Here is a 14600-nt window from a genome sequence, read left to right as displayed (position 1 = left end):
ATTTAGGAGTTAAGAGGAGTTACCCTTGACAACTCCCCTATCCTATGTCGTTCAGCCACATGGTGCTTGCCGCATCGCTGGGCATTCTCCAGTCGCCGCGTGGGCTTAGGCTTACGCTTCCTACTTTCGGCCCGTCGGGCAGGCAGCTTCTCTTGAACTGCTGCGAGAAGAAACGGCGGCAGAAGGTAGAGAGCCAGTGAGTGATGACCTCGTCGGCGAACTTGCCCGCAAAAGCCTTTTGTGCCATGAGGAAAATCTTCTTTGGACGGAAGCCATGACGCAGGAAGTGATAGAGGAAGAAGTCGTGCAGCTCGTATGGTCCCACGAGGTCCTCGGTCTTCTGCTGTATATTTCCATCCTCGTCTGCCGGCAACAGCTCCGGGCTTATAGGAGTATTGATGATGTCACGCAGTATGTGGGCAGAGGCATTGTCGGTGACCTCTGCAAAGTGCTCTACCAGATACCTGATAAGGGTTTTCGGAACACTTGCGTTTACGGCGTACATGCTCATGTGGTCGCCATTGTAGGTGGCCCAGCCAAGTGCAAGCTCTGAGAGGTCACCCGTACCGATAACCATCGCCCCAAACTTATTGCTCAGGTCCATGAGTATCTGAGTGCGCTCGCGGGCCTGAGAGTTCTCGTATACAACATCGTGTACCGACGCGTCGTGGCCGATGTCCTTGAAATGCTGCTCAACGCTCTTTGCTATAGGTATCTCATACATAGTCACTCCGAGGCTCTCCATGAGTGCTACGGCATTGGTATGCGTGCGGTCGGACGTGCCGAATCCCGGCATGGTGACGCCGATGATGCCCTTGCGCGGCAGCTGCATTTTGTCGAAGGCGTGGACGCAGACGAGCAATGCGAGCGTAGAGTCAAGGCCTCCGCTAATACCCACTACCACCCTCTTGCATGAGGTGTGTGTTAGACGCTTCACGAGTCCCATGGCCTGAATGTTCAGTATCTCGTCACATTTCTCCTTCATCTCGCCACTCTTGGGTATGAATGGCGTAGGGTCTATCTCACGTTCGAGCACGAAGTCGCGCTGGCAGGCCGAGTGCATGTCAATGATATTGATTTTCTCTGTTGCCATGCGCCTCTGTGCGTTGGTGAATGTGGTGTTGGACCGTCTGTCGCCACGCAGCTTCTCTATATCTATCTGTGCGGTGACAAGCTGCTCGCTCATGGCGAACCTCTGCCCCTTGGCAATCACGCTTCCATTCTCGCAGATGATGGCATTGCCTCCGTAGACAACGTCCTGTGTGCTCTCGCCAAACCCCGCAGAGGCATAGACGTAGCCCGTGATGGTGCGTGCGCTCTGCTGCTGCAGAAGGCTCATCAGGTAGTTGTGCTTTCCTGTCAGCTCATCGCTGGCGGAGAGATTGAAGATAATCTCTGCTCCGGCAAGGGCCAGATGGTTGCTCGGTGGTGTGGGTGCCCATACGTCCTCGCATATCTCCACACCGAAGAGTACGCCGTCGGAGGTGCGGAAAAGGGTTGGCTCAGAACTGATGCGGATCATGTTGCCGGCTATGCGGACTTCAGCGGGACGCAGGTCCTGAGCCGACGAGAACCAGCGTTTCTCGTAGAACTCGGAATAGTTGGGCAGATATGTCTTTGGAATAATACCCATCACCTGTCCGCTCTGTATTACCACTGCACAGTTGAGCAGCAGGTCGCCAACGGCAAGCGGAATGCCGATGATGCAGATGACATGAAGCTTGCGGGTAAAGTCGAGGAGCTGGAATATGGCGGTCTCTGAGGCCTGAAGAAGAAGCTCCTGACGGAACAGGTCCTGACAGGTGTAGCCCGTCATGGAAAGCTCTGGAAACACTATGACTTCTACGCCCTGTCCCTCGGCCTGTGCTATCAGGGACTCCATCTGGCGTAGGTTATATTGGCAATCTGCAACCTGGACTGTCGGTACAGCAGCTGCAACTTTTATGAAACCGTATTGCATAGTCGTATGTATTATTGAGTTATCTTACTGTTACTTGTGTGGCACCGTAGCCGTACTCCTGGAAAGAGGCATCCTGATAGGTATAGCTCTTGTAGCGGTAGTGAAGGTCATTGACCAGCGCGCGGCGCAGCACACCCTCGCCCTTGCCATGGATGAAGACAATCTTCTGTCCTTTCTTGTTCTTGTATGAGGCCAGCACCTCCCGGAACTTTGTCAGCTGATAGTTCAGTATGTCTGCAGAGCTCATGCCAGCAGTAGTGTCGAGCAGGGAGTCGGCATGCAGGTCTACCACCACCACATCCTCATCCTCCTTCCTCTTCGATAGGAACGGATTGCCCTTCTTGCCTCCGTTGTCGTATCTGCGCACGTAGGAATCCTTTGTGTTTTCCTTATTCGTGCCGTTGCCGCTGCCTGCATCCTTGTACATGCTCTGCTTCAGCTGCTTGGCATCTACGACAAGTGAGCGGACGGGGACGTCGTTCTCCACGATATTGAATATCAGCGCAGGCGACTCGAAATATATATTGTCCGTAAAGGTATGGAGTTTGAAGAATTTCACGGGGTCTATGCGGAACTGCACGTCCACAGCAGGCTTGAGAATGAATGGCTTGTCTGTCTTGTATGCAAACAGCTGCACGCAGACTTTCGACAGCGCGTCAAGGTCTTCACGGCCAACTTCCTGTATGAATTCCTTGGTGTTGGGGTCTATGGTGCCCTGCGACAACAACGACCAGTTTGCGCCCTCAGCGGTAAGAAGGCTGTAGGTTATGTGATAGTTGGAGTCGTTGACGAAATACAGCTCGAAGCGTGTTGACGTCATGCTCGTGATATCCATAGGCACGAAAGCAAGGCATGCCGTAAGCATGTTGCCGCCCTTGCGTTCCTCTGGCTTCGGCTTGAATGTCACTGTTCCCTCGGGGTCGGTGACATCGAACGAGTCGTAGTCGAAAGCAGCCTCCTCGTCGTCCTGTCCCTCACGCATCATGGCCCTGATGGACCGTCCGTCGCGTACGGCCTGCTGTTTTTCTTCCTGCTGCCGCATCTTGGCCGTAACGGTTGCCTTGCTGCTGTAGTCGTCGCTCTGTATAGGCACGACGTCGTTGATACGTGTAGGTATCTGAAATCCGTCCTCGTCCTCAACGAGTACTATGTCCTTGCCCTGGAAACCGGCGACGGTACCTCCGCCAAGGGAACTGAGAAATCTTACCTTGTCTCCTATCTTCATATTGGTATCTGTCTTTTTCGGTATTTGGTTTTTATATTTATTATTCCTTATATCGCCTCACCATGGGCTATTTGTCCACATCTTCAATCCTGCGTGGTATTATCAGGCTGCTGTCTCCATAACTCAGGAACCTGAAGTCGTGACTCAAGGCATAGTCGTATATTGTCCTCCAGTCACCGTCAACAAACGCGCTTACCAACAGCAAGAGTGTGCTCTGTGGCTGATGGAAGTTGGTTATCAGAATGTTTACAATCTTGTACCTGTAACCGGGAGCAATAATAATCTGCGTGCTGGAGTGCAGGGCTTTCAGGCCGTTGCGGTCGAGCCAGGCGACAATGTTCGAGATGGCCCTCATGGGAGTGATGCCGTTGATGAGACCACCCTCTGCTCCATCCTCGTATGGTTCCCATTGGCATACATGCAGCTCCTGCTCAGAGGCATCGGGATTGTTCTCAAGCCTTACACCTATATAATATAGGCTCTCGAGAGTCCGCACGCTCGTCGTGCCAACGGCTATTGTATGGCATCCGTGGCTGAGCAGGGCCTGCAGCGTCTCACGCCTTACACAAATATACTCCGTGTGCATGGAGTGCCCCTCAATCTCTGCGCTCTTCACGGGCTTGAACGTTCCTGCCCCCACGTGCAGCGTCAGTTCCTCACGACATATTCCGTGGCGGTCGATGTCAGCAAGGACATTGTCAGTAAAGTGCAGGCCGGCTGTGGGTGCAGCCACACTACCCTTGATTTTGGAGTATACGGTCTGATATGTCGTCTTGTCACTGTCCTGAGTCTCACGGTTAAGGTATGGTGGGATGGGAAGCTCTCCCACGGCATCAAGAATTTCAGCAAATGAGACTCCGCCGTTGTCCCATGCAAAGTCTATCCAGTAGTTGGTGCCTCCGCTGATGCCGTCGGGCTGGTCTCTGCGCATGGTTGCGGAGAACTCCACCGGCTGTCCCTTGATGTCGATGGTTCTTACAAGCGGGCCTTCCTTCCATTTCTTCAGATTGCCGACCATGCAGTACCATGAGCAATGCCCTGTGGTCTGGAACATCTGCTCATAGTCGGCAGGCGCGGCAGGCTCCATGAGGAATACCTCTATAAGCGCGCCTGTGGACTTGCGGAAATGAAGCCGGGCCTGTATGACCTTGGTGTTGTTGTATACCATGAGCGAATGCTCGGGCAGATAGTTGGCGATATTATAGAAATAATCCTCGCTGACCTCCCCCTGCCTGTAGACGAGCAACTTGCTGTGGTCGCGCGGTGTTACTGGGAAGCGGGGTATACGGCTGTCGGGCAGCTCGTAGCTGTAATCGCTGATTTGAATATGCTTGGTATCCATGTGCTTTATATCATTGAGAAGATCACCGCCACAGCGTAAATCATGACAAGAACCGTCAGGACCATGTCTATGTCGGCTATGCTGTAGCCGGAAGATGAATATTGTGATGATATGTAATTGAACCTCGGGCTAATCTTGAAATAGAAATGACGGCATACAAAGAAACAGGCTACGCCTACCAATATGCCACACACTATGCCCGTAAGGATGTCGAGGGGATAGTGGACACCAAGGTATAGCCGGGAGTAGCAATTGACGAGCGACCAGAACACAAGCGCGAATGTAAAGATGCGGTTGCGTACCAGCAGGCTCAAAAAGACTGTCAACGACATGGTGTTGGCGGCATGTGCCGAGAAGAAGCCGTACATGCCAGGGCGGTAGTTGTCGACTACGTCGATGGTGTATTTGATGAGAGGGTCGCTTGTCGGACGCCAGCGTGCCACTACAGGCTTGGCTATGAAGTCGGCGAGGCCGTCCGAGAGGAGTATGCACAGCAAGGCGCAACCCGTGATGAGCATAATCTGTGCCATTGACTCGTTGTTCTTTATGACAAGAATGAACAGGGCTATATAGAGCGGAAGCCACGTGAAGCCATTGGTAAGCATCATCATAACTCCATCAACGAAAGCCGAGTGGCTGCCATTGACGAGGTATAGAAGTTTGGTGTCTAAATCTAACAATTGCTCCATAATAATAACTTTCTGAATGCTGCCAATTAGCGGAAATCATATCTCCTCTATCTGGCTGGCCTGCAACCATCCCTCTCTGCCGTCGGCGAGCTTTATGCCGCGCCATTCCTTCATGCTCTTGTCGGTGATGTCCACCCGTGTACCCTCGTGTATCACGAAGACGTCAGTACCAGTGGCAGAGGGAGTCTTCTTTACGTTCACCGTAGTGGCTATTACTATAGCCCCCTTCTTGTTCTCCAGCTCCGCCTTCTGCTGCCATGCGAACAGGTTTGAGAGTATGAAGAGAACGAGGAATGCCGCCGAGCCATAGAAGCCCGTCTTCCGTGCCCACATTGACGGTGCGAAGAGGAAGACAAGAATCAGAAGAAGGGCAAGGATTATTGACGCTATGGCCGTCTTGCCCCACGTGTCGACGCTCGTGAAATTGACGAGCGAGTGATACCATGTGACGAAGAACATCTCGTTGGCCGGAGTAATCTTGTCGATGGTCTTCGACCTCGCATACTGAAGGTTGTAGCGTATGTCCTCGTCACCGGGCGACAGCAGCAGGGCACGCTCGTAAGCCAGCACAGCCTGTGTGATGTTGTCCGTGCGGAACCATGCGTTGCCAAGGTTGTAGTATATGTCTGCCGAGACTCCGCTGCGCAACAGCTCCTGATAATCCTTTATTGCCTGCTGGTAGTTGCCCTTTGCATACTCGTCGTCCGCATTCTGTTTCGTTATGGCATGCGACTGAAGGGGCAGCAGCGCAATGAGCAGCAGCAGGAAGGTATAGCCTGTGGTATTGGCTTTCTTGACGTTCTTCTTTTTCTTCATCGTATTCTCTATTTCCATGATGGCAGTCATGGCGCTGTCGAAAGTCTTGTTCATATTGCCTTCGGGGTCACCGGGTGCAAAGCGCATGAACTCACACTCGTCGAGTGCTCCGATAAACTTGTCCACCGTAGCACTGTCCACATCGTACGAGGACAGCTTCCCGGAAATATTGTCACGCGAGAGCTGGTCGACAGGAATGTTAAGCTTGTCGCCAACATATCCCCACAATGCGCGCAGCACCTCGTCGTAGAACTCGTTACCCTTGCCTTGCGCCATGAGCTTGCTGGCTGTGCGCAGACGTCGGGTGGCAACCTTGTTGGCCTTCTTGCCACGCATCTTCACGATGTCGGCATTGTCGATGGCGCGCTTGCGGAACAGTACCAGCAGGGTGATGAATGCTATGAACGGTAACAGCAGGCTCACGAGATACTCTGTAGAGCCAAAGAAGAAGTCCTGGACAGAATGTTGCTCGCTGTTGCCGGTCTTGATGCCGCGGATGTCCTTGCTGGTGTTGTCGCTGCTGTAGTCAATGACGTCAGACTTGCTGCCGCTGCCCTTTGCCACGTCAATCTCAAAGCTCTGTGTCTTTACGGTCTTGTAGGCATTGGCAGAGGTATCATAATATGTGAACTCTATCGGAGGAATGGTATAGTGGCCCTGATTGCGCGGAACAGCCAGAATGTCGTACACCATGTTTCCCTCCAGGCCATTAGCGGTAAGCTTGGTCTTGTCCGTAACCTTCGGGTCGTACTTGTCCCAGTCTTTAGGGAACTGCACCTCTGGCTGCTTGATAAGTTTCAGGTTGCCTGTACCACCAATAACAATTCTTAGCGACAGCGGGTCGCCGGCCTTTAGCTCCGTCTTGTTCAGTTGTGCGGAGATGTTGAACTTGCCTACGCCGCCGGAGAAGTTGGCAGGCTTCTGAGGAAGCGGCTTCACGTCGATGGTTAGGCCTGGTGCGACAATATCCCTCTTTACTTCCACATATCCCGAGCCACCATTGAAGAATGCCTCGAAGGGGTCAACGGCACGGTTCTGCTGCACCACGATGCCCTTGAAAGTGATGCTTGGTATCTCAAGCTTGCCCGTCATCTGAGGGTACATCACATACTGGCTCCATGTTACCGTACGGTATGGCTTGCCGTTGACACGCTCTATGTGGAAGCTCTTCTGCTGCGGGAGTGGTATCTCCTGGGTATGGAAGCCCGTCAGGTCGGGCATCTTGCCGTCAAGCTGCGTAAGGTCTACGAGAGTATATACCTTGTAGGTGAGCAATATCGGTTCCTGCTCGTGTACCGTGCGCTTGTTTGCGCTGACCTTTATGAAGAGGTCCTTCCCGGTTATGGCAGTGCCAGCCTGGCGCATGCCGCTCCTGTTGTCGTCGTCCTCGTGCATCTTCGGTGCTCCTCCGTTATTGCTTGCCGTTCCGGTCACCGTTATTTTGTGTGCTGCGGAGCTTATCTGCTTGCCTCCTGCCTTTACGGTTGCTGCAGGGATGTTGAAGACTCCACTCTTGACGGCATACAATGTGTATGTGAACGTTACCGACGATGACGAGCTTGTATGGCCGTTAACCATACGGAAGCTCGACTCCGAGGATGTGTATGGCCCGGCTATCACCTCCACAACGTCTGTCGAATGGAGTCCGGACTTGAAGTCGTCAACATCCTGAGTCGTCACCTTGTACGACACACGGAAATTCTCACCGGCCTCTACTCTTGACGGTGCCGATACCTGAATGCTCTGTGCCATACACACAGAGGTGAGTAACATTAGTATAAACAGTATATGATATCGCTTCATAATAGCATTCTGAATAATTATCATTATTTGAGGGCGAAGGACGAAGGACGAAGGTCGAAGGACGAAGGACTAAGGTCGAAGGGATCCTCTCTATCTCCTCTATCACATCTATCTCCTCTATCCTCTCTATCTCCTCTATCTCCTCTATCCTACGCATCCCATCACCAGTTGTTGTTCAGAGAGCGTCGCTGCGGCTGTTGCATCTTCTGCTTCATGCGCTTTTGCGTTGCTTTCTCCTCCTGCATGGCGGCATTGAGCAGCTGCTCGGCATTCTCCTTGCTCATCTGCTGCTGTTGTTGCTGCTGTTGCTGCTGGTTCTGTTTGTCCTTATCTTGTTTCTGCTGTTGGTCTTTCTTGTCCTTGTCCTTATTCTTGTCCTGCTTCTTGTCCTCGTTTTGCTTTGAGCCGCCATTTTGGTTCTGCTTTTTCAGCTGCCGCTTGCAGAGCTCAAGATTATATCGTGTCTCGTTGTCGCCGGGATTGTTGCGCAGGCTCTCCTTGTATGCCTCTATAGCTTCCTGGAAGAGCTGGTTTTTCTGACATATCACGCCAATATTGTGATAGGCCATTGACTTGCGTCGCTTGCTGGTCTCAGCCTTGCCGGCTTTCTCATACTGCACTATAGCGGCGGAGTCTTTCTGCTGCATCTGAAGGGCGCAGCCGAGATTGTATATAGCCGTAGTGTTTGCGGCGTTGGCGGCTATTGCCTTGCTGTATTCCACCTCGGCCTTGGCGTAGTCCTGCTGTCTGAAGAACTTGTTGCCGTTGCGGACAAACTGCCGGTCACTCTGTCCCGATGCTGTTTGGAAGGACAGTATCAGAAGAATGGCGAAGAGGATATTTCTGAATATATTATTTTTCTTACTCGCTGTCATGGTGTTGCCTGTATGATTATTTCTTCTTGAATAGCCTGATGTTCCTGAGCATGGGGTTCCTGCATTCCAGCACACATATCTCTGCCATGAGCAGCAATATTGCGAGAATGCCAAAAGCCTGGAACTGCTCGTCGTACTCGCTATATATTACGCTCTCGCTCTCGCCACGTTGCAGTCTGGCCAGCGAGTCGTTGAGTTTCTCCTGTGCGTCTCCTGTGTTGTCTACATGAATGTATGTGCCGCTGCCCGCCGAGGCCACCTCCTGGCACATCCTGGTGTTTAGTGCTGTCATGACGGTCTCGCCTTGACTGTTGGTCAGATAGTTGCCGTCACCCAATGGTATGGGAGCACCCTTGGGGTCGCCGACACCGAGTATAAACACATTCATGCCACGCTTTCTCGCTTCCTTGGCAGCCTCCAGCGCTCCGCCCTCATGGTCCTCGCCATCGGTTATGACAATTATGGCCCTGCCTACTCCCTCCTGCTTTGTGAAGCTTTTGCTTGCCATGTCGATGGCTCTTGCGAGGTCGGTACCCTGAACGGAAATCAGCGAGGGGTCTATATTCTGCAGGAACATCTTGGCCGATACATAGTCGCTCGTGATAGGCAACTGCACGAAGGCGTCGCCAGCAAAGACTATCAGGCCTATCTTGTCGTTGGTGAAGTTGTCGATGAGGTTCTCAACCAGCAGCTTGCTCTTGTCGAGCCTGCTCGGCACCACGTCCTGTGCAAGCATGGAGTTTGATATGTCCATGCAGATGATGGCCTCTATGCCGTTGCGCTTCTCACGCGATATCTTGCTTCCCATCTGCGGGCGCGCCAGCATGAGGACAAGGAGCACGTAGGCAGCAACCAGCAGCCAGAACTTCACGGCAGGACGGTATCTCGACACGTCGGGCATGAGAGAGGACAGCAGCCGGGGGTCGCCAAAGGCTCTCAGTTTTCGTTTCCTTAGTCGCCAGCTGAGCAGCCGTAACAACGCAAGCAGCGGAACGGCTATCAGCAGGTAGAGGTATATTGGGCTTTCAAATCTAAGCATAAGAATAATCTCTTTATATTACACATGGTGTTTGGAACATTCTGTGACTTACGGGAGCTTTCTCAGTACGGTGTTGCGCAAGAGTATCTCGAGCAGCAACAGCACCACAGCCGCCAGTGCGAACGGCTGATAAGCCTCGTATCTCTTCGAGAACTTCCGCACCTTCATCTTTGTTTTCTCCAGTTTGTCTATGTCCTGATATATTTTCTTCAGCTCGTTGTTGCTCGTTGCCCTGTAGTAGTTGCCGTCCGTGATGGCGGCAATGTCGCCGAGCGTCTTCTCGTCTATCTCCACAGGTATGTTGACATACTGCACGCCTCCAGCCACGGGCATAGGATAGCGGGCCACCTTGTTTGTTCCCACGCCAATGGTATAGACCCTGATGCCGAGGCTCTTGGCAATCTGTGCCGCCGTCATCGGCGATATGTCGCCACGGTTGTTCGAGCCGTCGGTAAGTAGTATGACAACCTTGCTCTTGGTCTTCGACTCCTTCAGCCTGCTCACGGCGTTGGCCAGTCCCATGCCTATTGCCGTACCGTCCTCGATAAGTCCCGTAGCCGCCATGTCCGTACGCACGTTCTGCAGAAGGTTGAGCAGGCTGGCATGGTCTGTGGTCATAGGGCATTGTGTGAACGACTCTCCGGCGAAGATGGTGAGTCCGATATTGTCGTCAGGACGTCCGGAGATAAACTCCGCCGCCACGTCCTTTGCAGCCTCCATGCGGTTTGGCCTGAGGTCTTCGGCAAGCATTGATGTCGATACGTCCATTGCAAGCATGATGTCTATGCCCTCTGTAGTACGGCTTCCCCATGAGCTATGTGTCTGAGGACGTGCCAGCACTATCACTACAAGGGTAAAGATGCAGCACCTCAGCACCATGGGCAGATGGACAATCCGTACCCTCCAGCTCTTGTGGGCATACAGATATGCGAATGTGTCGCTCATGCGCAGCGTAGGCTCCTTCTTCCTGTTGTCGAGGAAGTACCACAGCACATAGGGTATGAGCAGCAGCAGTAGCAGAAAATATTCCTTATTAGCAAATTCCATCATTGTCAGTTCAGCAGTTGGTACATATTATATATGACATACGCCAGCAACAGCAGCAACACGGTGACAATACCGTATATGAAGCCCTTGATGGTCAGGCGGACCTTGATGGTACGCTGGTCGTTCTCGCTCAGTTTGGGAACGATCCTCTCCTCTGTGGGCTGCCCCTCCACCTTTGTCTGGTCAATGAAGTTGATGGCGTTGACAAGATTCAGGTCGTTCTCGTTGATGAGCGTAGAGTACTTGGCAAACTTCACGAGGTCGGCAGTGCTGAACAGCTCGCGCAGCTCGTCAATCATCGTCTTGTCGCCATTCTCCCTGAGCCTTTCAATGATTTCGCCCGACGTCATCTCCATTGCCGAGAAGCCGAAACGCTCCTGTATGTATTGCCTCAGGGTGTCTGTAAGCTGCGTGTAGTAAGTCTTCTGGTCCTCGCTCGTCTGCATCTTCTCAGCCTTTATCCTGTCGATGGCGTTCAACGCCTTCTGATGGGCAGGAACCTTCTTGACGATGCGTATGTGGGTGATGATGGGTTTGTTCTGCTTGAGCCGAACCGTCAGGTAGAACAGGGCGACGGTAAGCAGCAAGGCAAGCAGGGAGAACCAGAACAGCGGGCTCCACTCACTCCACAGGAACGGATTGTCCTGGACGTCCTTCGGTGGGAAGAACTGGTTGGGGTGCACCGTGTCCACGTCGAGGGTGAGCACCTTCAGGGCACAGGTGTTGCCCTTGAAAGCCTTGCCGTCGACCTTCAGTTCCATGCCTGGGATGGAATACAGTTTCTCGTCGAAAGCCGTTATGGTGAGCGTGCGGCTAACCTTCACCTTGTTGTTGTCCAAATGGCTTGTGTCTGCGTCCGTAATCTCTATTATCTCCACTCCCGGTACGAGATACTGCCTTGGCTGTAGCTGTGGCCATGATATCCTGGCACCCTCGTTGGCCGTTACGTCCACCGTCATGTGAGCCTGCTCACCAATCAATATCTGCACGGAGTCGATGGCTGCCTCTATTGATACCTGCGCCCTGACACTAACGGCGCATGCAACCGCAAATACAGCAACCAGTACAAGGCGCGCACGACTATGCATGCCCCTGTCTGTACTCGTCCGCCAGTCAGCAAACGTAGCAGAAAGGAATGGTTTAGTAATATGTGATAATACTCTAATATTCATTGTGTTGATTGTTTATTGCGCAAGCATTAGTTGCGGCGTGCGAACAGCCCCATCATTGCCTTTACGTAATCCTCGTTGGTAGCCACGCTCGTCCAGTCGACATTACACTTGGCGAATGTCTGCCTGAGCGCGCTTTCCCGTTCCAGCCAGTAGCGGTTGTGCGCATGCCGCAGTTTCTTGCTCGACGTGTCGATGTACATCTCGTGTCCTGTCTCAGCGTCACGCACCTTGAGCAGGCCGGCATCGGGCAGCATCTTTGCTATGGGGTCGAACACCTGTATGGCGACAATGTCGTGCTTGGAGTTGGCTATCTGCAATGGCCTCATAAAGTCGCCACGCTGATAGAAGTCGCTAAGCAGGAATGCCGTACACTTGCGTTTCATCACTCTTGTCAGAAACTCAACGGCCATGCCGACATCGGTCTTCTTGCTCTCTGGGGTGAAGTCGAGCATCTCGCGTATAATATATAATATGTGCTTGCGGCCTTTCTTTGGCGGGATGTACTTCTCTATCTTGTCCGAGAAGAATATCACCCCAATCTTGTCATTGTTCTGTATGGCGCTGAACGCCAGCGTGGCGGCAATCTCCGTAGCCATGTCACGTTTCATCTGCCTCGCCGTACCGAAGTCAAGCGACCCCGAGACGTCTATGAGCAGCATTACCGTCAGCTCACGCTCTTCCTCGAAGACCTTCACGTAGGGACGGTGGAAGCGGGCAGTGACATTCCAGTCTATATCTCGCACGTCATCGCCAAACTGGTATTCCCTAACCTCAGAGAACGCCATTCCCCTACCCTTGAAGGCTGAGTGGTACTGGCCCGCGAAAATATTCTGGCTGAGCCCGCGCGTCTTTATCTCAATTTTTCTGACCTTCTTTAATATCTCTGATGTTTCCAAAACATTGTCTCCTTAGTGTTATAACTAACTGCTCACCCATCCTGGTATCCGCGCTTGCAGGCACCGTCATCATGGCACCTCCACCTTGTTTATAATGCGTGAGATAATCTCCTCGCTGGTGACGTTGCTTGCCTCTGCCTCGTAGGAAAGGCCAATGCGATGGCGCATCACATCGTAGGCTACAGCCCTCACATCCTCTGGCACTACATATCCGCGGTGCTTGATGAAGGCATAGGCACGCGCGGCCTTGGCCAAGTTGATACTTGCACGCGGACTGCCGCCAAACGTGATCATGTCCTTAAGGTCGGCAAGCTGGTAGCGGTCAGGATAACGTGACGCGAATACTATGTCGGCAATATACTGCTCTATCTTCTCGTCAATATACACCTGATTGACAACCTCGCGGGCACGCAGTATCTCGTCTGCCGTCGTCACTGGCGTTACGCGTGTGGCCTCGCCCTTGATGTTCTGGCGAATGATGAGTTTCTCCTCCTCAAGTGTAGGGTACTCGATAACCACCTTCAGCATGAAACGGTCCACCTGGGCCTCTGGCAACTGATACGTTCCTTCCTGCTCAATAGGGTTCTGGGTAGCCATCACGAGGAAGGGGTTGGGAAGCTTGAACGTGCTCTCGCCTATTGTCACCTGATGCTCCTGCATAGCCTCAAGCAATGCGCTCTGAACCTTCGCGGGCGCACGGTTTATCTCGTCAGCAAGTACGAAATTGGCAAATACGGGACCCTTCTTCACCTGGAATTTCTCCTCTTTCTGCGAGTAGATCATCGTACCGATGACATCGGCTGGCAACAGGTCGGGAGTAAACTGTATGCGAGAGTAGTCGGCGTCTATAAGCTGTGCCAAGGTCTTAATAGCCAAAGTCTTTGCCAATCCTGGCACACCCTCAAGCAGTATATGCCCATCGCTAAGAAGTGAGATAAGCAGCGAGTTTACCAAATGTTTCTGTCCTACGATTACTCTGTCCATACCCGTGACAAGGTTTGTCACGAAAGTACTTTGTTGTTCTATTCTGATGTTCAGTTCCCGAATATCAATAGATTCTGCCATGATAATAATATTTTTGTATTAATCTTCTGTTTTTGAATTTACGGGCAAAATTACAACAATTCTTCATATACTAAACATAGATGCCAACTAAATTATATTAAAATAAGATTGCGAATATGATAATTATTCCTAAACGACGGAACAAAAAGGCAGACAAAATAACAAATAAACATCTCACTGATATGGTTGATGAACTGCTTGGTGGAAATCACCTCGTTGAGCTGCACCCTTGCATACGCCTTTTCTGTTTCGTCTGGGTTCGCCGGGTTAGACAACATCAATACAGAATACTTGATTGTGTTCATAGTTTTTAACGATTTAAGAGTTTAACATTTAGTTGGTTGTTGTGTTTTTCGTAACGTTACAGGTGCAAAGTTACATAATTTGCCTGAGTCCTGCAATAGGTTTTCGGGACCGTTTTTGCGGTTTTCGACAGTTAAGGTTATTTAACGCCCCTCTCCTGCAAATATAGCGTTTTTTCGGGGAAAACGGACAATATCATCCCCCATGAAGATGTAAAATATAACATTAAACATTAAACATTAAGACAATTTTTAGTTGTTCTAACTTTATATATATATTATATAATTATAATTATATAATATATATATAACTATTATCAATAGCAAGAAATAGCTTAATGCTTAATGTTTAATGTTATATGTTATATT

General features: G+C 51.5%; 12 protein-coding genes. All 12 read right to left on the bottom strand.

Annotated elements, in window-relative coordinates:
* Positions 1-37 precede the first annotated feature (37 nt).
* A complete protein-coding gene (locus tag CIL02_RS05600; protein ID WP_094399768.1) occupies positions 38-1960 on the bottom strand; it encodes an NAD(+) synthase in 1923 nt (640 codons plus the stop codon).
* Between the two features lie 19 nt (positions 1961-1979).
* The gene (locus CIL02_RS05595) at positions 1980-3185 is read right to left on the bottom strand and encodes a DUF2027 domain-containing protein (RefSeq protein WP_094399766.1); all 1206 of its coding nucleotides are present in this window, start codon (positions 3183-3185) and stop codon (positions 1980-1982) included.
* A gap of 67 nt (positions 3186-3252) precedes the next feature.
* Complete coding sequence (locus CIL02_RS05590; RefSeq protein ID WP_094399764.1) at positions 3253-4527, bottom strand: S-adenosylmethionine:tRNA ribosyltransferase-isomerase; 1275 nt, start codon at positions 4525-4527, stop codon at positions 3253-3255.
* A 5-nt stretch (positions 4528-4532) separates the two neighbouring features.
* Complete coding sequence (locus CIL02_RS05585) at positions 4533-5216, bottom strand: phosphatase PAP2 family protein (RefSeq protein WP_371589026.1); 684 nt, start codon at positions 5214-5216, stop codon at positions 4533-4535.
* A 36-nt stretch (positions 5217-5252) separates the two neighbouring features.
* Positions 5253-7784 (bottom strand): BatD family protein, encoded by a 2532-nt coding sequence (locus CIL02_RS05580; RefSeq protein ID WP_240513540.1) that lies wholly within the window; start codon positions 7782-7784, stop codon positions 5253-5255.
* A complete protein-coding gene (locus CIL02_RS16660; protein WP_240513538.1) occupies positions 7735-7992 on the bottom strand; it encodes a hypothetical protein in 258 nt (85 codons plus the stop codon). The genes CIL02_RS05580 and CIL02_RS16660 overlap by 50 nt, the downstream gene beginning before the upstream one ends.
* A 4-nt stretch (positions 7993-7996) precedes the next feature.
* Complete coding sequence (locus tag CIL02_RS05575) at positions 7997-8710, bottom strand: tetratricopeptide repeat protein (protein ID WP_141210139.1); 714 nt, start codon at positions 8708-8710, stop codon at positions 7997-7999.
* A gap of 16 nt (positions 8711-8726) precedes the next feature.
* Positions 8727-9749 (bottom strand): VWA domain-containing protein, encoded by a 1023-nt coding sequence (locus CIL02_RS05570; RefSeq protein ID WP_094399758.1) that lies wholly within the window; start codon positions 9747-9749, stop codon positions 8727-8729.
* Between the two features lie 48 nt (positions 9750-9797).
* Positions 9798-10796: a VWA domain-containing protein gene (locus tag CIL02_RS05565; RefSeq protein WP_094400026.1), complete on the bottom strand. Its 999-nt coding sequence runs from the start codon at positions 10794-10796 to the stop codon at positions 9798-9800.
* A 5-nt stretch (positions 10797-10801) separates the two neighbouring features.
* A complete protein-coding gene (locus tag CIL02_RS05560) occupies positions 10802-11884 on the bottom strand; it encodes a hypothetical protein (RefSeq protein WP_094399756.1) in 1083 nt (360 codons plus the stop codon).
* 110 nt (positions 11885-11994) lie between these two features.
* On the bottom strand, positions 11995-12864 hold the full coding sequence (locus tag CIL02_RS05555; RefSeq protein WP_094399754.1) for a DUF58 domain-containing protein: 870 nt from the start codon (positions 12862-12864) through the stop codon (positions 11995-11997).
* A 69-nt stretch (positions 12865-12933) separates the two neighbouring features.
* Complete coding sequence (locus tag CIL02_RS05550; protein WP_094399752.1) at positions 12934-13929, bottom strand: MoxR family ATPase; 996 nt, start codon at positions 13927-13929, stop codon at positions 12934-12936.
* Positions 13930-14600 lie beyond the last annotated feature (671 nt).

It is taken from the genome of Prevotella sp. P3-122 (genome assembly GCF_002251365.1).
Classification (GTDB): domain Bacteria; phylum Bacteroidota; class Bacteroidia; order Bacteroidales; family Bacteroidaceae; genus Prevotella.
The sequence above is the reverse complement of the archived record's forward strand: the minus strand, read 5'-3'. Positions and strand labels throughout refer to the sequence as shown.